We start from the raw sequence: 24,813 nt of genomic DNA on the forward strand, positions 1-24,813 counted from the left end.
TCCTGCTGTTCATCCAGTTCGCCGGGGCTTGGTCCCCTTCTTGTGGTGTGCTGGCCGGGTGTAGGACTCGGCGGTGGCGAGGACCCGCCCGACGTCGTAGCGAGTGGCGGGCCGCCGGTTCTTCGAGCCGAGCGGGCGGCCGGGGCCGGGCCGTGTGGGTTTCGGTGCACCGGCTGGTGTGCCGGTCTTCGCGTGCAGGTTCCTGAACCCGCGGCGGACGCGGGCGGGGGTGAGTTTGTTCGGTTCCGCTGGCCGTTCCCACGGTCGGCGCAGATCCTGGGCGAGCGGACGGGCGAGCCGAAGTTGAGCGTGTGCGGCCAGGACGAGCCAGGTCCAGCGGTCGGCGGCCTGGGAGTCCCGGAGCTTCGGGCGGGTCCAGCCGAGGGTCTGCTTGAGGAGCCGGAAGGTGTGCTCCACGTCGAAGCGGCGGAGGAAGGCCTGCCAGCACCGGTCGACGTCCTCGGGGCGGGCGCCCGTGCCCGACCACCACAGCCAGACGGGCTTGTTCACCCCGCCGCTGGGCAGCTTCTCGACCGTCAGGCGGATCACAGTGCCCTCGATGATCGGAAGCGGGCCCTCGTGGTCGAGCCAGGCGGCCCGGCGGGTGAGCCGGGGATGGAGCCGGTCCCACGCCTGCGCGGTCGCCGTCCCGTACCGGTCGGTGTTGGTGAAGGTCACCGCCGTGACCTCGCCCCAAGTCTCGGGCCGGCCGAAGACAAACTCACCACCATGTTTGGGCGGGCGTCCGCCCTGCGGCGGGCAGATCCACGGCACCGGGACCGGCTTGCGCATGACCCGGTCCGAGCGCAGCCGGCCCAGCACTTCGACTGGCAGATCACTCAGGAGGTGGGCGATGCGGGGCGCGTCGTAGCCGGCGTCGAGGACGACCAGGATGTTCGGGGCCCCTGTCTGCCATTGGCCGGCTTCGACGAGGCGTTCGACGACGTCGCGGACCTGGTCGGCGGTGACCGCAGCCAAGTCGGCGCCAGGCTCCAGCCGGATCGCGTCCAGCAGGGCCGTCCATGAGGTGCGGCCGGTCTCCAGGGCGGCGACGATCGAGTAGGGCCAGCCGGGCACCATCTGGTGCTTGCCCAGGCATCGGCCGAAGGTGTGGCAGAAGGAGCGGTCCGAGCAGGTATCGGCATCCGGCCGAAGCCACGGGGAGACGTCCACGGCCAGCACCAATCGGCCGTCGCTCGCCCGGGGCAACGGCACGCCTGCCAGCGCGCGACGAAGCCGAGCGACGTCGATCCGGCCTCGGTTGATCCCGGAGTACAGGGCCCCGTGCCCGCGTCGGTGTTCAGGCGCGAGCGCCAAGTCCACGAGGGTGCGGACCGGTCCGTCGGTGCACAGCAGCGCGTCACACAAGTCGAACAGGGCATCCGCCCGCGACGTCAGGCACGCGTACAGCTCAGACCGGAACTCCGACACCTTCGACAACGCGTCGCGTTGGACGCTGTGCTCGACCAGTCCCACGACCCCGGCCTCCGTGCTGGATCAACCCTGAACACAGGATCGGGGCCCAGCCTCTCGCACGTTCGGTGAACTGGGGAAACTCCGAACAAGTTCGATCCCAGTTCGACACCGGTGGATAAACGACAAGCTCATCGCGGTGCGCATGTGCCCGTACTGAATGGCCAGCGCTACCAGCCCGCCCGGGCGGCGTGCAATGTGCCAGGCCAGAGTTCGGCGGAAGCGGTTCAGTCCGATCGCGCCGTACGGATCGTCGGGGACGGCCTCCTGGTCGCGGCCCAGCCGCCGCGCCAGGCCGGAGGCCCAGGCTGCGAAATCTTCGATGCGCCCGCGCAGCCCCTGCTGCCCGATAGAGGTGGCCGACGCGGTGGGGATGTTCCGGAAGGTGTGCGTGGCCGCGTCGAACAGAAGCCCTCCGTCAGGGGCAATCCTTTCCAGAACGCGGATCGCTGTGACGACCGGTGCGATGGCCACCCAGGGAACTTCGCGCGGGTGGCCGGCGGAGTGGTAGTTGCCTTCCTCGTCGGCGGCGTTCTTGAACACCCGCCCGTAGATCAGGTGGTGGTGGCCGTCCGGTTCGGGGCAGCAGCCGCTCTTCAGGCCCAGTACCTCCGCCGGGCGCATCCCGGTCAGGTAGGCCAGGACGATGAAACAGGCTGTGCCCAGGTGCCGCATGAGCGTGCGGGCCTCGGTGAAGTCGATGAATGCCGTCCACCGGGTGTCCCCCACGCGGCCGGTGACGGGGGTGCTCAGGGGGCACGGGCCCGGGTTGCTTCGCACGTACGGGAGCAGGTGCTGCCACGGCGCGGCGAACAAGAGCCCGTTGACCTGCATGGGGGAGCAGCCCACATGCCCGGCGATGTAGGTGTTGGCCAGGGCGTGGGCATAGCCGGCGTTGGGGCGGGAGGGCACCGGCTGGCGACGGTCGATGAGGTCCTGCAGATAACGCTTCAGGCGGTCCTTCGAAGCGCGGCTTGGTTCGGTGTGCGCGGCGCCTTCGGCGAGCCGCTGGGCCTCCGCCCATGCGGCGAGGATGTCGTCGGCGAAGTCGTCGACCATCCGCAGCGCCCAGATGAGCAGCGGTCCCATCGTGGCCGGGGAGATCGGCTCCGTAGCATTCTGGCCCCGCCCGGCTGATGGGGTGGCGGGGAGGAAGTCGTCAACGCCCAGGCGGTTCCAAGGCGGCATCGCCATCCCCACCCCGGACCCGGCCCGGGTGGTTGCGGCGAAGGCCCACAGCCGGGTCAGGGCCACCAGGTCCTTGGTGACGTTGTCGCGGTGTGCGCCCGGCTGCCGGGCTAGCTGATCTGCCCAGGTGGCCCTCGCCGTCGGTGATCTGGTCCAGGCCGGTCAGGCCCTGGTGGTGCAGCCAGACGGTGAACCGCTGCCAGCGCAGCACGGTGTCGTGAATGCCGTGCGGGCCCAGGCGGGAGTGCCAGGTCGGATGCCCGGCCAGCACGCTCGCCAGCAACGGCGTGTTGATCATCATCCAGGCCGCGAGCTGAACCTGGGGCCGCAAGGTTTCGGGGAAGTGCACCCAGTCCAGATGCGGCCTCGATGCGCTGGGGTTGGCGACCAGCGGGGCGAGATGCCAGAGATCGTCGGCATAGATCGAGACCGGAACCGGGCCGGCGCCAGAACCAGCGACGGTGCGACGACCGGGGTGTCCCAGGCCGGAAGCGCCGGCACGTCGGCGGGCAGAGCACTCACCTGTCGAACTCTCCGTTCAGAAGCTGATCGATGACCGCACGATCGGTATCGGTGACCGCGCCCAGCGCGGCCTGCCAGATCGCGGCGATCCAAGTCGGGCGTGCAATTCGGCGAGCCGGGCATGGGCATCAGCCCAGTCCGCGTCCCACACCGCCGGATCCACGACGCCGCGCAGATGGTCCAGTGCCTTCAACAGGTGGGCCAGGCGCGGGTGATGAGCGGGCGTGACCCGCGAATTCGGGCAGGCGGTGCACAACAGAAACGACGCCGCGCAGCCTTCCCCGGCCGGGCTGAAAGGGCTGTTCTCGAAGTCTGCGCAGCCCGTGGTCGCCGTCTCCAGGTCGCCCGCGGCCGGCTCGTCGGCCAGACGGGCGGCCAGGACGGACCCCGTTCAAGACAGCGGGTGTTCCGGCGGGTGTCGTCGTCTGCTCGGAGAGCGAAGAACGGCCGACCGACAACCCTCGGTTGTCGGTCGGCCGTACGGCAGATCACAGCGTCGCCGTCACACCTTTTCCCGCTGGTCCATCCAATCGCCGATCTCGGCGGCGAACGCCTCGCGCAGGTCCCAAGCGGCGGTCCCGGCATTGGGGTCGGGTGTCCCGGCGAGGCGGGCGCGGGCGGCGACTGCGGCCGGCGCGGCGTACGGGTCGAGGTCGAGCGGGTAGGCGGTGCGATTGGGGCCGGTGTCCGTGAGCGCCCACCCGTCACTGCTGGTCCAGCTCAACGGCTTACTCAAGCTGAGTTGAGTATGTGCACTCATGCCCAGCAGGCCCTTGCGCAGCGAGTATCGGTGCAGCGGCGCAGCCGAGAGTGCCGACCTGATCCAGTTGAGACAATTACGGAGAATCTCTCATGTCCCGACGTATTGCTCTGTCCGTGGCAGCCGGTGTCGTTGTTCTCGGAGGTGCAGGCACCTTCGCTCTCGCCTACGCCGGGGAGCAGCCTCTGGCTCTGGCGCACAGTACTGCCCGCTACACCGCTCCCGACGGCGACCGCGACGGCTCGTTGACCTTCGCCACCGAGGTCACGGCGTCATCCGGTGTCAAGAGCGTGAAGGTGCTGGCCTGGCCGGAGAACTCATCCTTCGCCAAGAAGGAGCTGACCACCAAGGACATGGCCGCCGTGGAGTCGGCCGTCTGCAAGCCCTCCGGTGAGGACACCGTGCGCTGCACCTACACCGCCAAGGTCACCGGTTCCGACGCCGAGTCGTCCCCGCACGGTGTCTGGCACGTCGCCGTCCTGGCCACCGCGCAGGACGGCACCACGACCCTGGACACCAAGGCGGCTGGTTTCACCGTCAGGTAACCACCCAAACGCGCACGTGATCGAGACCGAATCCATCTCTTCCAACTCCTCTGACCACGAAGCGGCCCCCCACCCCGGACAAGTTCCGGGGTGGGGCCGCTTTTTTTGTTGTGCGGATCAGTCGCTGATCAGTATCTTCCCCAGCGTCCGACGGTTCTCCTCGGACATGTGCTGCCGCAGTATCCGGTTCAACGCGTCCGGAGAGTCCCATGGCAACGCGGGGACGGGGCTGATCTTCGGCTTGGGAGCCGCCTGCGGCTTCTTGGGTCCGGCTTCCTTCTTGGCGGCGACTTGGGCCAGGGCAGCGCGGACAGCCGAGGTGAGAGCCTCCTGATCGATCTCCTGCCCCTTGGTGAGCGTCTTTGTGACGCCCTTGACCACACCCTTCACGACCTCTGCGGTCATGGGGCCTTCATCGGCCTCCACGGTGGTCTTGTAGACAGCCGTGGCGGCCTCCAAGTCGTACCCTTCGGCGACGGGAACCAGCTCCCAGATCACGGCCTGGTTCAGCCGAATCACTCGAATTCGAGTGGGATCGTTCGATTCCGAATCCATGGATTCGAACAGGGCCTGCGCGATCGGCCACATCCGGATCAGCTTGTCGGCCTGACCGCGACTCATGGCCCAACGCTTGTCGACGTAGTCATCGAAAGACGTGTGCTCCGCTCGGTACAAGCGGCCGTCCCTGATATCTCCAGTGCCTTACGGCTGCCCAGAACGCGACCTTCAGGTTCTCTGTCGCCACCTCGCACCGAGCGAAGACGTCCTCTTCCTCAGTGATCAGGACAGGGCTGCTCGCGATCGGCTTCTGGGGTGGAGCCGGCAGCTTGAGGACGAGGTCGGTCGTCGTCTCCATCCGGCGCTGACCGCCCCCCGACTTCCCGGTGTCCATACGGCGCCCCATTACAGAGCCTGCTCAACGCAGAGGGCCAGGTTCATGAGGTCCTCCCGAGCACGCAACGCGGTGCCGCTCTCCTTGTACTCCACCACCGTCAACCCGTCCTCGGCCGCATGGGCGTGGATCTTGTACTTGCGGATCGGGTCCGCCATACGCGGGTAACTACGCTGGTCGATCCATGTCTTCACCTTGTCCAGCGCGGTGTCGCCGTCGCGTGGGTCGTGCAGGTTGATCACGACAATGAAGGGGATACCCCGCGGCTTCAGGATTCGCTCGATCGTGAACTCTGCTGGCGCCCACGACAGCCATTCCGGAGTGATGGGCACGATCGCCAGGTCCGCCAGTTCGAGAACCTCACGCAACGCGTCAGCGACGCGGCTCTCACCGAGCGGATCGTCACCCCACGCGGCATCCGGGTCGATCTCCATGAAGCCAGGGGTGTCGACGATGACGCGCTTGCGGCTCGGGTTGTCCCGCAGCTCGCTCAGAATGCCGACCTTGCCCCGGGTGACGAGGTAGTCGAAGGGGAGGGCTTCCTCGGGAACCTGGTCAGCCCAACCTTCCAAGCTGCCCTGGGGGTCGATACCAGCCGCGACGACCGCGGCGTCCTCGATGTCGTTCTGCATCACACTGCTGCGCCCGGACGCGGCGGCGAGGTTGACCGTTATGGTCGACTTCCCAGCGCCGCCCTTCTGCTGAATGACGATGATGAACTTCGGGCCGGTCGCGGCTACCGCGACGTTGGTGGCCTGCTTTTCGGCAAGGGTCAAGAAAGCCTCCGTTGGCTTCCCCGTGGGTACTCGGACCCCGGACGGCATCGCAGATCCTGCGCCGACAGGTTGAAACGACAAGCCGACTGGAGCCGTTCACTGCTCCCGGGTGGCGTCGCCTGGGAGCCACGGCCGCAGCGTCCCACCGATCGGCGGGACGCTGCGGCCCTTCAATTCGTATGGCAGGCATGGAGAAGTCCCCCGGCGGGTGAGCGGAGCGGCCAACTGCCGCGGGACTTCGGTGCGCCTGAGCCACGGGGGGAGGCTGCAGGCGGTTCAGGTGGCCATGGTGGGCCGTGCGGCGTTGAGTCGGTCGAGTGCCCGGTACAGCGCCCGCACCAGACGCGCCCTGTTCTGCGCGTGCGCCACAGTGTTGTGAGAGGGCACTGACAGTCGGCGCACCGTCTCCCGGAGCACCACCTCGGTCAGGGGCCGCAGCTCACTGTCCTCCGCTAGACGCTCGAAGTCCCGGCGGACGTCCGAGGCGACGCACCGCGCATGTCCGGTGAGTTGCAGGCTGATCTGTTCGATGTCGGCGGAGCGCAGTCCTGCCTCAGCGGGCCCCCAGGCGAGCACGGCCGCGGCGAGCGCCAGGTGCATCTCACGATCGAGTGGCAGGGTTTCCGTCACGATGCTCTCCGGGTCGTGCAGAACTGTGTGGGTCATGGCCACAGTTCCTCCGGTCCAGGCCCGCCGGATGCAGCGGGGACGGTGGGGCGTACTCCCAGATAACCGCGTCTCGTTCGTGTGGGATCAGGCCGGATTCCGGGAACTTCCCGGAGAGGGACCGGACAGTTTTACCAACACGGGAGCGACGGCAGGACTACCGTCACGCCCACGCTCAGCACATTCCTCGGGGGCCCCGATGGACAGACAGCGCAACGCGGTTCTCGAAGCGCTGCTCGACGAGTTCGACTTCACCCACCGGGGCCTGGCGGACGAGGTGAACCGGGATCACCGCGATCCACGCACTGGCGCAGGACAACCAAGTCGCCGCGGCGGTGACCAGCGATTTTCTGAAGCGGCCGGAGGTGACGGCCAAGGTGACTGCCGTGGACAAGGCCCGGGTGGTGGACGAGTCCACCCGCGACGAGCCTGGTTCCTGGATCGTCAATGCCCGGCGTCCTCCGCCCGGTGCTTGCTTGTGCTCGGACTGTGGCCTGTTAACCGGGAGGCGCCGGGTTTGTGCCCGACCGTATCCGTCACTGTTCGACACCGGATACCTCATCATCGAACACGCGAAAATCTATAACGGCGGGAGTAGACATTGGTTGGTGGTGTGGTTATGGTTTCTCTCGTAGCCCAGAGAGACAGCGATGCCTGGCAGAGACGAACTGCCGGGAGTGGTACATGCAGTTGCAGTGCGCAGGATGGTGCGGTGGTGGAGTCGCGAAGCCAGAGCAGGTGCAGGACGGCGACGCGGCTGACGACCGGACCGGGTGGCCCGCAGTGATCAGGGGCCGCCGCGAGTAGTACCGCAGTTCATGCAAGGGCAGTACCCAGCAGTGAAGTCGAGTGAGCAGTACCTCGGTGAAGGCGTCGGCTGCGGACGCGCGCACCGGGAAGTTCGGCAGTGGGGTTCCAAGCCAGAGCAGACGCAGGACGGGCGACGGGGCTGGCTGCCGGAGAGCGGCGCCGGTCGAGGCCGCCGAGTAGTTCGCATCACCAGCAGTACGCAGGAGAGCAGTACCAGCATTTCGCAGTCCCCCACTTGGTAGGCAGTTGACACCGAGGGAAGAACGGAGGAGCCGAGCGCCATCAGGATCGCCCGGACGGACGTCTGAGTCCGGGTACCGCAGGACATCGATAGTGAGGTGGTCTCCGGTCAAGCAACCGCGATCCCCGCACCCCCGACACAGCTCAGGTCGGGTCGGCGGACACAGAAGGCCGGCGCAGTACCAGGGCCGGCAGATGGTGTAGCAGTTCCTTCGGGGCCCTGGTGCCATAGGCACCAGGGCCCCTCCACGCGTTCCAGAAAGAGGTGCGATGACTGCAGACGACTCGTTCGGCCGTCCCGACGACGACGACTACCCCGCCTACACCATGGGCCGGGCCGCCGACATGCTCGGCACCACCCAGAGCTTCCTGCGCGCCATCGGGGACGCCCGCCTCATCACCCCGCTCCGCTCCGCCGGCGGACACCGCCGCTACTCCCGCTACCAGCTGCGCATCGCCGCCCGCGCACGCGAACTTGTCGACCACGGCACACCCGTCGACGCTGCCTGCCGCATCGTCATCCTCGAAGACCAGCTCGAAGAGGCACAGCGCATCAACGCCGAGCACCACCGCGTGGCCGAATCGGTGAACCCGCCGACTGCGGTCTAAGACGGTCCGAGTCTCTCACCAGAGTTCCGCCGCCACCGCGGCGTGCTGCCCCAGGACCGGGAGCGGCCGGTCACCGGACGAATCGGGCCTTTACCTGTGACAGCACACCGGCTTCCCGGACCGGTACGTGTCCTGGACGACCAGGCGCGCCTGCGCGACACGCCCGGCGTTCGGGCGCTGGAGACGTTGAACGGGCACAGTGCCACGGGTGGGGCCCGACCGCCGTCCGGGCCCGACACCCTTCTGCCATCACAGGGGGCCTGGCCCGGATGCGCCACCCACGCATGCCCGGGAGCGTTGGGCACGGCAGGGACACCCAGCCGCCCGCCCCGGCCCCGGTCGCTGCAACGGTCCGCCATCTCGCCCGACTGACCGCCGAGGCGCTGGGCCAGGACGACCAGGAAACCGCCCGCGCGCTGGCCGACATCGCCCTCTTCCACGTCTACCTCGGTTTTCAGCCCGCCTTGCCCCGGAACCAGATCCACGCAGCACACAGCTGAGAGCCGGCCCGCCCGGGCGGGACCGTCGCTCGCCCCTCACCACACCACTGAGCTCCTTCGCCACCGATCGGGTGAGACGACCGTGTGAAACTCACCCCCGCCGAAAGAACCTCCACGGTCAGCGGTGGGCGGCGCGGTTCATCTCGACGACGTCATCCAGCGTGAAGTCGGCCGGGAGGGCGGCGAAGCGCTCCGGCACGCTGTCGCGGACCGCCGCGTCCTTGACGCGGTCGGCTGCGGCCAGGGCCGCCGGCAGCTCTTCCAGGGTCAGTTCGGTGCAGTAGGCGGGGCTGTTGGGCTGCTGGCGCCAGGAGTCGGCCAGCGCGCCAGCGTCGTAGGGGTCGAAGCCGGTGTCGTTCACGAGCTGCATGGCCGCCTGCTTTGACTCCTCGGAATCGGCGGCGACGGGGATGGCGATGCGGCCAGGGGTTCCGGCCGGAACGCCGCGGGTGCGCTGGGTCTCGGCCAGGGCGGCGTTCCACGCCTTGACCACGGGCCGCTTCAGCTGCTCGGCGTTCCACACGCTTTCCACCTCACCGTTGTCCACGGCGTCGATCTGCCCGCTGAGGTGCGGGTAGTAGTTCGAGGTGTCGACGACAACCGTCTCGGCGGGGACCGAGGCGAACAGGTCGGCCAGCTCCCCCGCCACTCCGAAGGGAACGGCCAGGACGACGACGTCGCGGCCATGGACTGCGTCGGCCAGTTCCACCGCGCGGGCCCCGGACTCAAGGATCTCGCCCCCGATGCCCTCTGGGCCGCGGGCGCTGGCCACCTGGACCTCGTGACCGGCCGTGCTGAGCTTGACGGCGAGGTTCCCGCCGATGGCGCCAGCACCTATGACAGTAATTTTCATGATTTGTCCCTTGAGAGGTCGTGCTGCCCCTGGGGCAGCACGATGTGGTGGCTGTGTGGCGGGCGGCCGGGGGCGTGCGGCGTTTACGCCTGGGTGTCCCGTTCGCGGTACCCGCTCGCGATGAGCGTGCGGAGACGGTCGAGTGACTTCTCCTCGGTGCCGGTGCCCTTGATCCAGGCAACGGAACAGGCCGCGAGGAACAGGTCGTACCCCTCGACCGACGCACGCACGTGCCCCGCACGCTGCGCGGCGCGCACGTACTGATCGGTCGCGGTGATGAGGATGTCGCAGGGAATCGTGAGGGGGTTGTCCGGATCCTGGGCCCGGGCCGCGGCCATGAGCGGGTCCGGCAGTCCGCTGAAGGCGCTGAGATACTCCTCCATCGCCCGCAGCCAGCGCCCCAGCGCTTCGGCGGCGTCGCTGAGCTGCTCGATGCCCGCCCGCCGGGCCATGAACTCCTCGGAACGCGTTTGCAGCACGGCCGCGAGCAGTGCCTCGCGGGTGGGGAAGTGCCGGTACAGCGTGGCGGGTCCGACGCCCGCTTCCTTAGCCACCGCCTCCAGAGAGGTGCCGACCCCGTGCTGCAGGAAGTGACGCTGAGCCGTCTCCAGGAGAGCCGCGCGATTGCGCTGGACGTCGACACGGGGCCTGCGCCTCTGCTGCCCGCTGGCGTTCATACGCGCTCCAACCTCCTGCGATTTTGCGACCGCACCAAAAACGGATGCTGCCTCCGTACGCGATCGAGGGTAAAGCGGAGGCAGCATCCGGTCAAGCCGGTGCGCACTCCGCGAGGCCGGAGCAGCCCACCGGCACAGCTGGTCGCAGGACGGGGTCACGCGCTCACTGCGACCGGCGGCCACCGTCGCGCCGGACCCATGCCTTGGCACCTGCACATCACGCGCCGGGCCGACGGGCCCGGCTACCGCAGGCGGATCAAGGTGCAGGTCAACAAGTTCGAAAACAGGTACTAACGGAATCCGCCCGTTGACGTTCATGTATCCATCGCGCTTGGGCGATGTTCGGATCTAGAGACTGAAAGGCCGGCACCCTCAGTCCGCCGGAGCGGGTGGCATGGGTGCCGGCCGACCCAAGTGCACAACCCCTAGGAGTCACGCCTCGTGTTGGTGAGCGTACCCGTACGCTGGAGTCGTAGGGAACGTCGGTACCGTTTTGTAGATGTCATGTCAGGTGCGTTGGGGAGATTCCGTGATCAGAGCTGGCCGTAGGCGCCTGGTGCGCACTCTTACCGACTTGGCCGCGCAGCAAGGGGTGCGGCTTCAGAGCTACCTGAATGCCAAGCCGTACACGGCCGGGGGCTTTCCCGAGCCGATCAGCTCGTCCGGCGCCCGTACCCGCTTGTACGACGGCGACCAGGTCGACGCGTATCTCGCGGGCGAGCCGGTTCCCCCGCTGCCCTCCGAGGACGACGACCGGGACCTCCTGGATCGCAGGGAGTGCGCCGCCGAGCTCGGTGTCTCCCCGCGCACCTGGGACACCTACAAGAAGGCGCCCCTCCTGGTCGAGAACGTGGTCACCGTCGGGGGAAAGGACGGGGTGGAGCACTGGCCCCGGAGCATCGTGCGGCAGTACAACGACGACCGGCCGGGCAGGCCCGTGTCCGCCGGCCGACCGAAGTGGTCCGGGGACCAGGTCCCCCGCGAGCAGCTGCTCCCTCGCACCGCTCCGCTGCTCGACGCAGACCCCGCGATCAGCTCCGCAGCCGTGATCGAGGCGCTGGGCGTGCACCGCGACACCGCCCAGGACGCTCTCACCCACCTACGCGCCGACCGCATGGCCGACCTCATGCACACAGACCCGTCCCTGACGCCGGACCAGGCCGCGGGCGCCCTCGGGTATCCCGCCGCGCAGGTGCGCCGCGCCACGGTCCGGGTCCAGGCCGTACTGCGCGGTCGCCACGTTGCGCCGTACCTTGCCGATGTTGCCCAGGCGCTGCACCGCGAGGGCTGGACCACAACGGCTGCCGCGCCCCTCATCCAGCACCCCGCCGATGAAGCCGTTGTGGCCGTGCTCGTCCTCGACGGCCCGCATCCCCCGGCACCCGCGCTCGTGTGGGACGAGCGGTACGGGTGGCGCACCGCCCCTTCCCGCCGGCACCCCCTCACCCGGGGCGCAGCCGCACCCCCGCCCGGAGACGGCATCCGGTACCTCGCGACGGGCACCGCACCCCCTCCAAGCGACGTCATCGCGGCTCTCGCCACATAGCAGCGGCGCAGCGGCCAAACCTCCCCCCCCCCAAGGCCCGCCACGAGGCGGAAGAGGGCCCGTCACCGGCATCCGGTGACGGGCCCTTGTGCGGCCGAGGCAGAAGGGCGCAGCGAGGGGAAGGGTGGCAGTCGGTTCAACCTGGACCTTGTTGTCCTTTGACAGCGAAGTTAGTCGGGTGGAGTGGGCTGACCTGGGGCGACTGAGTTGGATGTCAAGGGGGAGGCCGGCCATTCACTCAGGAGATGCCCGACAGCGGTTGAGAGTGAAGGCCGTATATGAGGATGCTTGCATGGCAATCAGCGCTGGTCACGGCTCCGCTAGCAGGCGAGGCTTCCGTCTCATGGGTCGACCGGATGGCGCGGCTGAATGGGTCTTCGCCAGCAGCGGTCGCTGATTCTGATGGGCCCCTGGCGTGGGAGCTGTCAGTTGAGCCTGGGGGCGTCATTGCTTGATCGCGATCCCGCCCCGGTGACGCACCCAGGCACGCTCCTGCCCGTCGGTTGTAGCACTCGACGGGCAGGAGCGTGACCATACGAAGGAGGCTGAACTGTCCACCCCTCAGCGCCTGTCGGCTGGCCGGAGTCTCCTATCGAACCTGGAAGGGTTCGGGTGGGACACCCCGGCAACGGTCATCGTCAGGCGAAGCGCATCCCGGGCCGACAAGGGTGCGTTCGATGGGTCTACCTCGCAGTAACTGCCGCGCCGGGTATGGGCGCCAGCTTGTCGGCTTCGGCGACGGCGGCGCTCCAACTGAACTCGTTGTTGTCGCTGAAGTAGTAGTAGGTGGCGCCGTTCGGCATCATCGCGACGGTGATGCCGCCGTATCCCGACATGAACGGTACGTAGAAGGGGCTGGTGTAGGCGGGGTTGTCGGCGGAGGTGAACTCGCGTCCCCAGAAGCCGTTCTGGTACTTCATGGGCTTGGTGCCGGTGGTGGTCATGCCCCGGTCCTGCGGTGTGCGTTGCATGGTGGCCGCGAGCAGTGTCGGGTCGAGTATCTGCGTGCCGTTGACGGCGCCGTGGTCGTTGTTGAGGAATTTCGCGAACCGGGCGACGGAGTCCTGCGTCCAGAACATGCCGTAACCGCCGAAGGGTGCCCCGCCGGGGCTGTTGTCGGTGCGGGAGGAGACGAGGGAGTCGGGCCCGACGCCGATGGGTTCGAGCACGTCGTCACGGAGCATGTCGAAGATGTCGGCGTCCGAACCGGCCTCGTTCTGCAGGTAGTTGTTCATCGCGCGGGTGGCGAGGAAGGTGTCCGAGGTGTGGTAGACCCACTTCCTGCCGGGGCTGGCCTTACGCGGGAAGGACAGGGCGAGTCGCATCTTGTCGGCGTAGGGCTCGGCTGCGAAGAAGTCCGCCATGGTGCGGCCCGATTCGTCGGTCTCGTAGCCGGGCGAGGTGTAGTTCCCGGTGGCCATGTCGAGGGTGCGGTCGAGGGTGACGCCGCTCCAGGCAGTGTTGCCGGCGGTCTCCGGGATTCGGTCCGAGAGCTTCTCCTGGGCCACGGCCGGGCCGTATCGCTGCGCCAGACGCAGCATGGCGGTTCCCGCGAACGCCGACTTCGCGGTCGAGTACGAAGGCAGCAGCATCTGGCCGCAGAACGGGTACTCTCCTTGCCGGGTCCGACAGTTGCCCACGTAGTGGACTCCGCCGAAGTAGAAGCCGAAGGTGCTCAGCGCGGACGGCGTGATGCCGGAGCCGAACTTCGTCACGTCCACCCCACTTCCCGGGTGGTCGGCGGCCAGCGCCGAGATGGGCTTGGCCGGGAGCCGGTCCTTGACCTCGGAGGCGTACGCGTCGCGCAGGTTCTCGGCGCCGTCGACGGGGCCGGGCCGGTAGTCGGCCGGTACCTGGCCCCACATGTCGAACTGGAAGTACTCGCAGGTCTCCGTGGTGATCTGGTAGCGGACTTCGGAGATCGATGTGTCGTCGAAGAGGAACGTCAGGGCGCCGTTGTGCACGCAGTTGGCGTTGCGCTCGACGAGCGCGAACGGCAGGGAGACGCGGGTGCGTTGGCCGTCGCCGTCCTCGTTCCACGCGCGGCCGGGTCCCACCGCCAGGTTCCACGCCTGGTTCCCCGTGTACTGCAACCCGCGCTTCGCCGGGACGAGGTGGCTGCCGTCCTGCACGAGCGCGATGTCGACCGGTGGCAGGTGCCGGGTCGCTGCTGCGTCTCCGTATCCGTTCGGGTCCTTCAGCGCGCGGAATCCGCCGGCGGTGGAGAGGCCGTCGAGGGTGAGGGTGCCCTCGAAGCTGCGGGTGGGTGGCGCTGCTTGCGCCGGCAGGGCAAAGGCACTGTCGGGCACGGTGTCCTCGGCGGCACCCCCGGTGAGTTGGCCGGCGGTGAGTTCGGACCGGTTCACCGCACCGCTTCCGGTGAGCGGATCACCCGGTACGGGTGCGGTTGCGGCGGGCGCCGCCATCGTCGGTGGCGGGACGGCGAACAGCCCCGCGAGCACGGCGGCAGTGGCGGCGGCACGGCGTAGCCGTCGGGTATGGAACGGTCTCGGCATGGTCCGAGGTCCTCTCGGGCTGGCAGCTGATGCGGGATATCGCAGCATGGTGAGGCGCGCCGGGGCCGCCGTCCAATGCCTGCCCGGTCTGGTCAGGCTGCCTGCCGGGCATACCTCCAGCTCTTTTTGGCCTGTCGGCCGTCGGGTCGGCGTGCGATCACGCCTCGCGTCGTGGTGAGGGCCGTGGTCTGCAGTCGTCGCTGCAGTTCATAGGCCGGCGGCGACCTGTGGCCCGTACCGCTCGACACAAAAACGTGACAAACCGGCCGCGAAGGCCTCAATGCTGTGCAGCGCATAGTGGCTGGCGTCCCACGCCGCGTGCAGGTGGATCTGCAGCGGTTCACCCGTGCTGTCGAGGATCAGCAGCGGGTGCAGGTCGAAGCGGGGATCGTCGGAGACCACCGCGACACCATGGCCCGAAGCCGCCATGGCCTGTACGACGTGCGGGGTGTCGCATTCGAGCACGATCTCGTACGAGGCGTCCGCATCCTGCACGGCATGGTCCAGGATGCGGCGGGTGCCGTGCGCCGGGGTGAGGACGATGAGGGGCTCCGCGGCAAGTTCCCTGATGGTGACGCGGTCCCGGTCCGCCCAGGCATGGTCGTCACGGACGTAGGCCCACAGCGGCAGGCGGGCTACTGGGAGCCCGGCGAAACGGCTCCTCGGGGGTGCCGAGGAGATGGCTACATCGGCGCCCCTCGCAAGGGCCTGGTACGCATGTGCCGGACTCTCCGCCTGCACGGTGACGAGCGGATCCTCCGGCCCCCAGGTGGCCAGGAACGGCGCGATCACGTCGGTGATGGTGGTGGGCGGCGCCGCCACGGTGATCCGCATGGCGCGACCGGCAGCCAGCGCACCGACTGCGGCCGCGGCGGCGTCCGCGCGGGCGACCAGGTCGCGGGCCAGGGGAAGGAAGCGCCGGCCGGCCGCCGTCAGGACCATCTGCTTGCCGCCGCGGTCGAAGAGTGTCATCCCCAAGGTCCCTTCCAGACCGCGCAGTTGGCGCGACAGCGAGGGCTGGGCGACGCGGACCACCTCGGCAGCCTTGGTGACGGAACCGGTCTCCACGATGGTCAGGAAGTAGCGCAGCACTCGGATTTCCATGGCGGTGGTCCCTCGGGAGACGGAGGAGGCATGACACCATCATGCCTCAAAGGCATGATAACCAACCCTCTCAAGTATTTGAGGCTATGGCTGACTGACTGCATTCTTGTCCCACCGGAATTCTTGGTTATCGGAACCCGAATCTCCGTCGACTTCTCCTCGTACAACAATCCTTTCGATTGGCTGGTGTTCCCGCATGGCCCGCCCCCTGCCCCTGATCCTCGCCCAGGCGCCCGGCCGCCCGGCCGACGACCTCGCAGGCTTCGCCACCGACGTGGAGCGGCGCGTGAAACTGCGCGCACCCGGCGCCCTCGTCGTCTACCCCGAACTGCACCTCGGCGAGAGCGCCCCCGGCGTCCCGGCCGCCCCGGAGGAGGGGGCCGAGCCGCTCGACGGCAAACGCGATGCGGCCTTCGCCGAGCTCGCGGGCGACCTCGGCATCTGGCTGGTACCCGGCAGCGTCTACGAACGAGGCGCCGACGGCCGCGTCCACAACACGGCACCGGTCTACTCACCGCAGGGCGAGCGCCTCGCCGCGTACCGCAAGATCTGCCCGTGGCGACCGTACGAGACGACCACACCCGGCAACCGGTTCGAGGTCGTCGACCTCGCCGGGGTCGGCCGCATCGGACTGTCCATCTGCTACGACACCTGGTTCCCGGAGATCTCCCGCCATCTGGCCTGGATGGGCGCAGAGTTGATCGTCAACGTGGTCCGCACGCCGACGAGCGACCGTGCGCAGGAAGTCGTCCTCAACCGCGCCAACGCCATCACCAATCAGGTCTTCGTCGCCAGCGTCAACTCCGCCGCCCCATCCGGGACCGGCCGCAGCCTCGTCATCGATCCACAGGGCACAGTGCGCGCCGAAACCGTCGACGCCGGAGACTCCACCCTCACCGACGTGATCGACCTCGACGAGGTCGGCAACGTCCGCCGCTACGGCACCGCCGGCCTCAACCGGATCTGGGACCAATTCCGCCCCGGCGACCCAGCCCTCGAGCTCCCGCTGTACGGGGGCCGCATCGACCCCGCCACCTGGAACCCCGCCCACACCACCGAGGAGCCACCACGATGAACAGCGAGACCACAGAGAACACCATGAGACTGAAGGGCGACCTGAGCCTCCTCTCCGTCGTCCTGTTCGGCCTGGCCTACATCTCCCCCGGCATCGTCGTCACGATCTTCGGCGTGGTCGCCGCCACCAGCGGCGGCGCGGCCCCGACCGCGTTCGCCATCGCCACCCTCGCGATGCTGCTCACCGGGCTGAGTTACGCGAAGATGGCGCGCGCCGTGCCCGGCGCGGGATCGGTCTACACCTACGCCCGCAAGATGCTCGACAGCCGCATCGGTTTCCTGTCCGGCTGGGCGATGCTGCTCGACTACTTCTTCATCCCGATGGTCGGCTGGCTGATCACGGCGATCTACTTCAACGCCCAGTTCCCTGACATACCCAAGTGGGTCTGGCTGATCGTCTCGGTGGGCATCACCACCGCCATCAACGTCTTCGGCATGAAGCTCGCGGACCGCGTCAACAAGGTCCTGATGTTCATCGCTCTGGGGTCGCTGGTCCTCTTCGCCACCCTGTGTGTCGTCTTCCTCGGCAAGCACGGCTCCTCCGCCCCCGCCACGGACGCCCTGTGGAACTCCGGCACTTCGATCGGCGCGGTCACTGCGGCCGCCGCCATCGCCGCGTACTCCTTCCTCGGCTTCGACGCCGTCTCCACGCTGGGCGAGGAGGCCACGGGCGGGGCAAAGACGATCGGCCGCGGCATCATCGGCTGCGTCATCGCCGCCGGAGCGATCTTCATCGTGCTGTCCTTCGTGATGCAACTGGTCCACCCCGGCGCGAAGTTCGCCGACGTCGACGCGGCCGCCTACCACCTGAAGGTCCAGGTCGGCGGCGAGACGTACGCCGAGATCATCAACTTCGTCACCATCGCCGGATCCATCGCCTCGTGTATCGCCCTGCAAGCCTCCGCCGCCCGCCTCATGTACGTCATGGGACGCGACGGCGCACTGCCCAAGGCCGTCTTCGGCAACCTGTCGAAGAAGACCGGCACGCCCGTGCCGAACCTGCTGCTGACCGCGGCCGCCGGTGTCATCGCCATGAAACTCGACCTGACCACAGCCACCTCGTTCATCAACTTCGGCGCCTTCCTCGGCTTCGCCCTGGTGAACGCCTGCGTGATCGCCCACCTGGTCCGAGAGCGCAAGCACAGCCGCACCCCCAACCTCTTCTCGTACCTGGTGATGCCGGCCATCGGCGCGGGCGTTTCCCTCTACCTGCTCACGAAGCTCGGTGACGTCGCACTCCAGATCGGCGGCGTCTGGCTGGCGATCGGCGTCGTCTACCTGGCCGTCCTGACCAAGGGCTTCCGCCGGCCCGCACCGGAGATGACCTTCGACGACGACACCGAGGCCACGGACAGAGTCACCGCATAGCTCCCCTCCCTCGCCCGGCTCGTCGTGCGGTGTCGCGACGCCGTCACCGGCCGGGTGAGGCGCGGCCGTACCCCTTCCGAGCTGCCCTTTGCCCTGCGTCCAGGGCCAGCTGCGGCGAAGTCGACGAAGGGAAGCGCGTTCCTCAGCTCGCACACGGCAGAGCGGATGGTGCGGCGGATCAGACCAGCCGCTTACGCCTCCTCGCCGACCCGGGGAAAGCGGACCCCATTGGCGTCGCCGATATCCGGCACCGCCACCCAGTTTTGGCCGATGCCTGCGAAGGCAGAAGTGGCCCCGGCGTTCCTAGAACTCGGCGAACAGGCAATCGTTGCCCGGCGCACCAACGAGGGCTGGCCGTTGCGCTGGCAGGACGGGGCGTGCGCAGGACGGGGGCGTGCTCGACTGGCGCGTTCAAGATCCATCGTCGTCTTGGCCGGGACCCGCTGGGCCGGGTGTGGCGGCCGCCTGGCTGGGAGCCAGTCGGCGAGGCGCGGCCGCGTGCGCGACGGCTTCGGGCTTCCAACCTTCAACCCTCACTCGGGGCATCCTGGCCGGTGGCCGGGAACATGCGGGAATGTGTTCCGGTCGTAGTCCCCTGCGGCAGGACGAGGCGCGAATGCTGTCGTGCTCCTGAGCGAAGCGTAGAGCGGTCTTCCGAATCCGGACAGAGTTGCTCTGGCCTTGGGATTTCTGATTCCCGTGTGGGCAAGGGGTGTTGATGGTTCGGGTGCGTATCAGCGGTGCGGAGCCTTCTTGTGCTGTCTGCAATTAGATTCACTGTCAGAGAAGTCGAAACGACTGGGTTCGCTGTCAAACGACTCGATTGGCTCACAAAGGACAGCAGTTGTCCTCTGGCATCCAATCCAGTCGTTTGACAGCGAACCCAGTCGCCGAAGGCGAGCGGAGCGGGTCCGCGTCCGCGGCCTGGTCAAGCCGGGGATGCGGGCCCGGGTGGCAGATGGACGGTCATGATCAGGTGGCAGGGCTCGTCGCCCACCCCGCGATAGGTATGGGGGGCGTCACCGTCGAACGTGGCGGTCTGCCCGGCTTCGACGGGGTGCTCCGCACCGTCGACGACCAGGACCATGCGTCCCGCGGTGACGCTGACGGTCTCCACGACGCCGGCCTGATGAGGGTGGCTGGGGTACTCCTCGCCCGGCTCGAGACGCCAGCGCCACACCTCGACCGGAGCGGAGCCCGAGGTCGTCAGCATGAGCCGGGCCTCGCTGCCGCGCTCGCCCGCCCACAGCGGCATCACAGTGCTGGCCGAAACCACACGGACGCGCCCTTCGGCCGGACCATCCATCAGCGCGGAGACCGAGACACCCAGCGTGTCGGCAAGCCGGACCAGGGTCGCGAAGTTCGGATTTCCCTGCGCCTTCTCCAGCCCGACCAAGGCCCCCTTGCTGACCTTGGCCCGGCGGCCGAGTTCGTCCAGGGAAAGGCCGGCGCGAGTGCGGGCCGAGCGGACGTTGTGCGCGAGCGTGCGCAGGGCCGCCTGTGTCTCGGTCACCTGGTCACCATCCCCATCGTTCGGTCAGTGGAATGCACCACTCGGTCGTTCGGTTGACAGAGGGCGGTCGTTCCGTTGTACGGTTTAGTCGTTCTGCTGTAATCGTAAGGGATCGTCTCGTGATAGCTCTACTGCTGGCCCTGGGCAGCTCACTGGCCTACGGATGCGCCGACTTCCTCGGCGGTCTGGGCGCCCGCAAGGCCCACGTGCTCCGCACTGTGATGGTCGCCGCGCCAGCCAGCCTGGCGGTCGAGCTGCTGTTGTGGCCCGTGCTCGGGGCCTCATTCAGCCCCGCCGCGCTCGGCTGGGGCGCCGCCTCCGGGGTGGCCTCGGCCGCCGCGTTCGCCCTGCTCTACAAGACCCTCGCCATCGGCCCGATGAACGTGCTCTCCCCGATCACCGCGCTGGTGTCCGCCGCGCTCCCGGTCGCGGTGGGCCTCCTGCAGGGCGAGCACCTGGGGACGGCCGGCCTTTTGGGTCTGCCGCTGGCGCTGGTCGCGGTCGTGCTGGTCAGCGCCGGACACGGGACAGGCTCGTCCCGGCCGTCGCGTACGGCGCTGCTGCTGGCCCTCGGCGCGGGCGCGGCCATCGCACTGCAGCTGATCTTCCTGCACCAGGCGCCGTCCGACAGCGGCGTGGCACCGTTGATCATCGGCAGAGCGGTCTCCTCGGCCGTCACACTGACCGCGGCCGGCCTCCTGCACCGCAGGCTCGGCCCCGAGAAGCCCGCCTACGCCCTGTCGGCCGCCGCCGGAGTGCTGGACTCGCTGGCGAACCTGCTGTTCCTGCTCGCCGCACGCAGCGGCGACCTCACCGTCGTCGCCGTGATCACCGCCCTCTACCCGGCCGGCACCGTCCTGCTCGCCCGCAGCGTGCTCGCCGAACGCATCCACAAGGGACAGATCATCGGCCTCGGCGCAGCCGCAGTCGCCGTCAGCCTCCTCGCCCTCACCTGACCGCCCTACGCACTTCAAGGAGCCCCCGCATGTTCATCCAGCCCTGGGACACCGCCCTGGACGAGGCCGAATGGCAGACCTGGATCGCCGAAGGCCACGACTTCGGACTACTCAGCGTCAACGGTTTGCTTGGCCACGCGCCCACCACCGTGCCGACCCACTTCGTCCCCGACGGCAAGCAACTGCTGATCCATCTGGCCCGCCCGAACCCGGTCTGGGAGTCGATCGAGTACGACCCGAACGTCACCTTCACCGTGATCGGCGACTACGCCTTCGTCCCCGGCCCCTGGCGCGCCAAGCCCGGCACGCCTCCCACCGAAGGCGTGCCCACCAGCTACTACGCCGCCGTCCAGTTCATCTGCCAGGCCCACATCGTCGACGAGCCGCAAGCCAAGGCCGAGCTACTGCGCCGACAGATGGCCCACTTCCAGCCCGCCGGCGACCACGCCCCCATCGAGGTCGACCAGGCACCGTACGGGCGGATGCTGCCCGGCATCCGCGGCCTGACGCTGGAGGTGACGGAGGTCCGGGCCAAATTCAAATACGACGACCACAAGCCCGTAGAGCACCGCGCCGCCGTCGCTGACCACCTCACCGCCCGCGAGCAGGCCCTCGACGAGCCCACAGCGCGCCAGCAGCGGCGCCGCCTGGACCGCATCGGCCCGTGGAAATCCTGACCCCGTCCACCCCGCACCACCTCGGAACGGAGCCCTGCCCATGACCGCCTTTCGCATCACCTCCGCCGTCGCCAACGCCTTCCCCGACACTCTCATCGCCGTGGTCACCGCCAGCGGACTGCGCGGCCGCGAACCCTGGCCCGACACCGCCGCCGCCCTCGACGACCTCGAACAGCAGCTGGCCGCCGGTACCTGGACCCCGGCCGACGAGAGCGACCCGCGTATCGCGTCGTGGCACACCGCCTACCGCTCTTTCGGCACCAACCCCCGCCGCATCCGCCCCAGCGTCGACGCCCTGGGACGCCGCATGGCCAAGAAGGGCACCCTGCCGCGCATCAATCCGGCCGTCGACTCCTACAACGCTGTCTCCGTCCACCACGGCCTGCCCGCAGGAGCCTTCGACCTCGACCACGTCACCGGCGATGTCGAGATCCGGTACGCGGACGGCACCGAGGAGTTCACCCCGCTCGGCGAACCCGACACCACCGAGAACCCCAAGCCCGGTGAGATCATCTACACCGATGCCACCGGTGTGCTGACCCGGCACTGGAACCACCGCGACGCCCACCGCACTCGCGTCACCGAGGACTCCACCCGCGTCGCCTTCGTCCTCGAAACCCTCCACGCCACCCGCGACGGCCACCTGCTCAAGATCGCCGCCGAAGAGCTGCACGGCCTGCTGATGCTCCACGCCGAGCAGACACGCGTGCACTACCTCAGCCCGGAACAGCATGAAGCCACAGCGTGAGCCGGGGCGCCCAGCCTTCTCGCGGAGCTGGCCCGGAGTGCACACGCGCCGACACTGCGCAGGCTTGCGGCGCAGGGGGTGACCGTACGGGGCGGCCCGCTTACCGGGCCGCCCGACTCCGGCAGGTCGCCGGGCCACCTCGATAGGTCTGCTACTGCACGGTGATGGTGAACGACGAGTTCGTCCAGGTGGTGCTGTTGCGGTCGGCGCTCCACACCGTGATGGTGTTCGCAGCGTTGCCGCAGGTGCTCGTCGGCTGACCGAAGACGATGAGTGTGGCCCACGTGCTGTTGCTCGTGGCCTGGATCGCCGCGTCCTTGAGGTCGTCGATGTCGGGATCGGACACCTTGACGCAGTACTGCCCGGTGGCGGGCTTCGTTACGGAGGCGACGTTCTTGGCTGCCAGGAGCGTGCCGTCGCTCGCCACCTTGGCGGCGGCGCGGGCGTACGGGGCGTACAGGTCGACCGGTGCCGCGGAGGCCGTACCGGTCAGGAGCGGGACCGACACCAGGGCGGCGACGGTCAGGGCGACGGCGCGAGCGCGCCCTGTGATGCTGCGGAACATGGGTTCGTCCTTACATCTCGGCCGCGTCGGTCCCGTGGTCGGGAGCGGCCAGGTCGAGCCGGCGTGCGGGTGGGCCCGATTCCCGGCTGTTCAGGGAGGGAGGGTCAGGGGACGAGAAGGAAGAAGGGCTCGTCCCGGTAGCTATCGGCACTGGTGCCGGTGATGACGGTCACGGTGTCCGCCGCGTTCCCGCACTCGCCCGACGGGGTGGTGCGCACCATGATCGTTCCCCACGAGGTGCCGCCGTCCGACGCCAGCGTCGCGACCGGGGTGCTACGGCTCACGTCGATTCGGGTGGCGTCGTCGAACGTCACGCAGTACGCCCCGTCCTGGGGGTGGGTGATCGACTTGATGCCCTTGGACTGCACGCGGGTGCCGTCCCTATTGACCTGGGCGGATGCCTGCGCGTACGGGGCCTTGGCCCTGACGGCCGAATCGTCGGCCAGGGCCACGCCTCCGGCCGCTCCCGCGGCCAGCAGGCTCAGCGCGGCGGCCGTCCCGACGATTCCCCGACGGGACGTGATGGTCTTCAGCATGGGTTTCCTTCCCGGGCAGTGATCGCCAAGCGGCTTGATCACTCAACGCATATAAGCCGATACATAGAGTGATAACCAGGCAGGGGGTGGACCGCTCACTCGAACGTGTCAGAAACGAGGGGGCACAGCAGGGGACGGGGCGCAGCGGGGTGTGCGTGTGGGGTGTGGTGGCAGTGGGTGGGCGTCAGCGGTTTCGAGGTCAGGAATTCCTGGTGGTTGGGGGTCTGTCGTGGATTCTGCTGCTGTCATGAGGTGATCAAGCCGCTGCTGTTTTTGGCTAGCACGAAGGGGTCTGGCTGTCATGGAGTTCGCTGTCCTGTGTGAGGGCCAGTGGGTGGGGTTTGTGCTGGGGGCATGGCTCGTGAGCGGTCGGTAGAGGGTGCTCCTGTCACGTCGTCTGCGTGGTCGGGGGATGCGGGGTTGCTGCGCGGTGTGGTCGTGCGGCCTCTGCTGGCGGTGGACGAGAGCGGATCGCTCAGGACGCTCCATGTGCGGATCGCGGCCGAGGCCGCGGGGGTGGCGGAGCGGACGGTGTGGCGGTGGCTGTCCGAGGGCCGTGACGGTCAGATCGAGGCCCGGTCGCGGCGGGGCGGTCTTTCGTTGGGTGACGGTTTGTGGGCGGTGCTCGGTGAGGTGGGCGGGAATGTCGCGGCGTTGCACCGGCGGCTGGATGAGGCGGAGACGGCAGGAAGGTTGGGGGAGTGGGGCTTGGAGTCGGCCCCGTCGGCGGCAACGTTGCATCGTGTGGTGCGCAGGGATCTCCGGGCGGGCCGGGTATTGGAGATCGCCCGGCCGGCGAAGACCCGCATCGAGCCCAGCCATTACGACCGGGCGCTGGCAGAGCTGCGGCTCACAGCGGGCCCTGAGGGGCCGCTGGTCCTGGACAGCGGGCAGACACAGGACCAGCCGCAGTCCGGGCCGCAGACAGTGGCATCCCAGCGGGGGTCGCCGCGGGCGGGTGGGGTGCGGTTGTACGCGCCGGGGGCCCAGCTGGTCTCGACACGGCAGCTCAGCGGTGTGGTGGAGGCGGTCGGCCATACGGTGGCCGCGCGTGGGGTGTGCTGTGTGTACGGGGATACGGGCCACGGGAAGACGGTGGCGGTCCAGCAAGCTCTGCATCTGCTGCCGGCCCGGACTCCGGTGTGGCGGGCGGTGGTGGCGGTCAAACCAGGTCTGCCGCAACTGCGGGCCGCGTTGCTCGACGCGCTCGGTCTGCCCGCGGGTGCGTTGACGCACCGGGCCGGTGCGGCGGACCGGGCGCTGGCGGAGGCACTTGGACAGCCGGGGGTGTTGTTCCTGGATGATGTCCAGCGCCTGACGCCGCCGTTGCTGGACTACCTGCGTCAGCTCTGGGACGAGCCGGGCACGGTCGCGGCGCTGGTGTTGTGCGGGGCGGGCAGTGAGCGGGCTGTTGCCCGGGCAGCGGCGCTGAGGTCGAGGGTGCTCACCTGGCACCAGGTGGACCGCATGGACACGAACCAGGTGCCTGACACGCTGCAGTTGTTCCATCCGGTGTGGGACGCGGCTGATCCTGCGGATCTCGCGTGGGCGGATGCTTCTACCGCCCGCGGCAACTTCCGGACCTGGGCGAAGATCACCTCGCACGTCTACGCCGCCCTCCACCGTAGCCCCGGTGCGGTCGACCGCGCGCTGCTGGAACGGGCGTGCAGCCGGCTGGGCCCCTACACCTGACCGCCCG

The 24,813-nt window shown here is 68.7% G+C and carries 23 protein-coding genes and 1 pseudogene; 11 read left to right on the forward strand and 13 right to left on the reverse strand.

Features of this window, described 5'->3' with window-relative positions; genetic code table 11:
• Positions 1–9 precede the first annotated feature (9 nt).
• The 3 genes from OG230_RS36200 to OG230_RS36210 form a co-directional block, all read right to left on the reverse strand.
• Positions 10–1,476 (reverse strand): NF041680 family putative transposase, encoded by a 1,467-nt coding sequence (locus tag OG230_RS36200; RefSeq protein ID WP_328907997.1) that lies wholly within the window; start codon positions 1,474–1,476, stop codon positions 10–12.
• A gap of 21 nt (positions 1,477–1,497) precedes the next feature.
• The gene (locus OG230_RS36205; protein ID WP_328907998.1) at positions 1,498–2,727 is read right to left on the reverse strand and encodes a hypothetical protein; all 1,230 of its coding nucleotides are present in this window, start codon (positions 2,725–2,727) and stop codon (positions 1,498–1,500) included.
• Positions 2,728–3,685: 958 nt separating this feature from the next.
• A complete protein-coding gene (locus tag OG230_RS36210) occupies positions 3,686–3,919 on the reverse strand; it encodes a hypothetical protein (protein WP_328907999.1) in 234 nt (77 codons plus the stop codon).
• Between the two features lie 116 nt (positions 3,920–4,035).
• Between OG230_RS36210 and OG230_RS36215 the strand changes: the two genes are divergently transcribed.
• Positions 4,036–4,488, forward strand: coding sequence for a DUF5707 domain-containing protein (locus OG230_RS36215; protein ID WP_328908000.1), 453 nt, complete (start codon positions 4,036–4,038; stop codon positions 4,486–4,488).
• A gap of 117 nt (positions 4,489–4,605) precedes the next feature.
• On the opposite strand, the gene OG230_RS36220 is transcribed toward OG230_RS36215, so the two are convergent.
• From OG230_RS36220 to OG230_RS36230, 3 genes are all read right to left on the reverse strand, one after another.
• Positions 4,606–5,109 carry a hypothetical protein gene (locus OG230_RS36220; protein WP_328908001.1) on the reverse strand — a complete coding sequence of 168 codons (504 nt, stop codon included), beginning with the start codon at positions 5,107–5,109 and terminating at the stop codon, positions 4,606–4,608.
• A 282-nt stretch (positions 5,110–5,391) separates the two neighbouring features.
• On the reverse strand, positions 5,392–6,156 hold the full coding sequence (locus OG230_RS36225) for a ParA family protein (protein ID WP_328908002.1): 765 nt from the start codon (positions 6,154–6,156) through the stop codon (positions 5,392–5,394).
• Between the two features lie 276 nt (positions 6,157–6,432).
• The gene (locus tag OG230_RS36230) at positions 6,433–6,822 is read right to left on the reverse strand and encodes a restriction endonuclease (RefSeq protein WP_328908003.1); all 390 of its coding nucleotides are present in this window, start codon (positions 6,820–6,822) and stop codon (positions 6,433–6,435) included.
• A 287-nt stretch (positions 6,823–7,109) separates the two neighbouring features.
• On the opposite strand from OG230_RS36230, the pseudogene OG230_RS36235 reads away from it, so the two are divergent.
• From OG230_RS36235 to OG230_RS36245, 3 genes and pseudogenes are all read left to right on the forward strand, one after another.
• Positions 7,110–7,250: pseudogene (locus OG230_RS36235) on the forward strand (DUF6192 family protein); the annotation flags it as partial.
• Between the two features lie 892 nt (positions 7,251–8,142).
• Entirely contained in the window at positions 8,143–8,481 is a 339-nt protein-coding gene (locus OG230_RS36240) for a helix-turn-helix domain-containing protein (RefSeq protein WP_328908004.1), read from the forward strand.
• A gap of 284 nt (positions 8,482–8,765) precedes the next feature.
• Complete coding sequence (locus OG230_RS36245) at positions 8,766–8,981, forward strand: hypothetical protein (RefSeq protein WP_328908005.1); 216 nt, start codon at positions 8,766–8,768, stop codon at positions 8,979–8,981.
• A gap of 118 nt (positions 8,982–9,099) precedes the next feature.
• Here the strand turns inward: OG230_RS36245 and OG230_RS36250 are convergent, their stop codons facing one another.
• Both OG230_RS36250 and OG230_RS36255 read right to left on the reverse strand, forming a co-directional pair.
• A complete protein-coding gene (locus tag OG230_RS36250) occupies positions 9,100–9,834 on the reverse strand; it encodes an NADPH-dependent F420 reductase (RefSeq protein WP_328908006.1) in 735 nt (244 codons plus the stop codon).
• Positions 9,835–9,917: 83 nt separating this feature from the next.
• Positions 9,918–10,511, reverse strand: coding sequence for a TetR/AcrR family transcriptional regulator (locus tag OG230_RS36255; RefSeq protein ID WP_328908007.1), 594 nt, complete (start codon positions 10,509–10,511; stop codon positions 9,918–9,920).
• 574 nt (positions 10,512–11,085) lie between these two features.
• On the opposite strand from OG230_RS36255, the gene OG230_RS36260 reads away from it, so the two are divergent.
• Positions 11,086–12,057, forward strand: a complete 972-nt coding sequence (locus tag OG230_RS36260) for a DUF6292 family protein (protein ID WP_328908008.1) — start codon at positions 11,086–11,088, stop codon at positions 12,055–12,057.
• A 683-nt stretch (positions 12,058–12,740) separates the two neighbouring features.
• Here the strand turns inward: OG230_RS36260 and OG230_RS36265 are convergent.
• A complete protein-coding gene (locus OG230_RS36265; protein ID WP_328908009.1) occupies positions 12,741–14,573 on the reverse strand; it encodes a hypothetical protein in 1,833 nt (610 codons plus the stop codon).
• A 207-nt stretch (positions 14,574–14,780) separates the two neighbouring features.
• On the reverse strand, positions 14,781–15,677 hold the full coding sequence (locus OG230_RS36270) for a LysR family transcriptional regulator (RefSeq protein ID WP_328908010.1): 897 nt from the start codon (positions 15,675–15,677) through the stop codon (positions 14,781–14,783).
• Positions 15,678–15,873: 196 nt separating this feature from the next.
• Between OG230_RS36270 and OG230_RS36275 the strand changes: the two genes are divergently transcribed.
• Together OG230_RS36275 and OG230_RS36280 are read left to right on the forward strand one after the other, a co-directional pair.
• Positions 15,874–16,752 (forward strand): carbon-nitrogen hydrolase family protein, encoded by an 879-nt coding sequence (locus tag OG230_RS36275; RefSeq protein WP_328908011.1) that lies wholly within the window; start codon positions 15,874–15,876, stop codon positions 16,750–16,752.
• Positions 16,749–18,119: an APC family permease gene (locus OG230_RS36280; RefSeq protein ID WP_328908012.1), complete on the forward strand. Its 1,371-nt coding sequence runs from the start codon at positions 16,749–16,751 to the stop codon at positions 18,117–18,119. Before OG230_RS36275 ends, OG230_RS36280 begins: the two co-directional genes overlap by 4 nt.
• Positions 18,120–19,047: 928 nt before the next feature.
• On the opposite strand, the gene OG230_RS36285 is transcribed toward OG230_RS36280, so the two are convergent.
• On the reverse strand, positions 19,048–19,632 hold the full coding sequence (locus OG230_RS36285) for a helix-turn-helix domain-containing protein (RefSeq protein ID WP_328908013.1): 585 nt from the start codon (positions 19,630–19,632) through the stop codon (positions 19,048–19,050).
• A 119-nt stretch (positions 19,633–19,751) separates the two neighbouring features.
• Here OG230_RS36285 and OG230_RS36290 point away from each other — a divergent pair, with 119 nt between their 5' ends.
• From OG230_RS36290 to OG230_RS36300, 3 genes are read left to right on the forward strand one after another with little or no spacing between them, the layout of a single operon-like run.
• The gene (locus OG230_RS36290; RefSeq protein ID WP_328908014.1) at positions 19,752–20,588 is read left to right on the forward strand and encodes an EamA family transporter; all 837 of its coding nucleotides are present in this window, start codon (positions 19,752–19,754) and stop codon (positions 20,586–20,588) included.
• Positions 20,589–20,617: 29 nt separating this feature from the next.
• On the forward strand, positions 20,618–21,265 hold the full coding sequence (locus OG230_RS36295) for an FMN-binding negative transcriptional regulator (RefSeq protein WP_328908015.1): 648 nt from the start codon (positions 20,618–20,620) through the stop codon (positions 21,263–21,265).
• Positions 21,266–21,305: 40 nt separating this feature from the next.
• Positions 21,306–22,013, forward strand: a complete 708-nt coding sequence (locus OG230_RS36300) for a B3/B4 domain-containing protein (protein WP_328908016.1) — start codon at positions 21,306–21,308, stop codon at positions 22,011–22,013.
• Between the two features lie 151 nt (positions 22,014–22,164).
• On the opposite strand, the gene OG230_RS36305 is transcribed toward OG230_RS36300, so the two are convergent.
• Both OG230_RS36305 and OG230_RS36310 read right to left on the reverse strand, forming a co-directional pair.
• Positions 22,165–22,578: a hypothetical protein gene (locus tag OG230_RS36305; RefSeq protein WP_328908017.1), complete on the reverse strand. Its 414-nt coding sequence runs from the start codon at positions 22,576–22,578 to the stop codon at positions 22,165–22,167.
• Positions 22,579–22,682: 104 nt separating this feature from the next.
• The gene (locus OG230_RS36310) at positions 22,683–23,114 is read right to left on the reverse strand and encodes a hypothetical protein (RefSeq protein ID WP_328908018.1); all 432 of its coding nucleotides are present in this window, start codon (positions 23,112–23,114) and stop codon (positions 22,683–22,685) included.
• Between the two features lie 420 nt (positions 23,115–23,534).
• Between OG230_RS36310 and OG230_RS36315 the strand changes: the two genes are divergently transcribed.
• Positions 23,535–24,806, forward strand: coding sequence for an ATP-binding protein (locus OG230_RS36315; RefSeq protein ID WP_328908019.1), 1,272 nt, complete (start codon positions 23,535–23,537; stop codon positions 24,804–24,806).
• The last annotated feature ends 7 nt before the right edge of the window (positions 24,807–24,813 follow it).

The sequence above is a fragment of the Streptomyces sp. NBC_00234 genome, from assembly GCF_036195325.1.
Classification (GTDB): Bacteria; Actinomycetota; Actinomycetes; order Streptomycetales; family Streptomycetaceae; genus Streptomyces.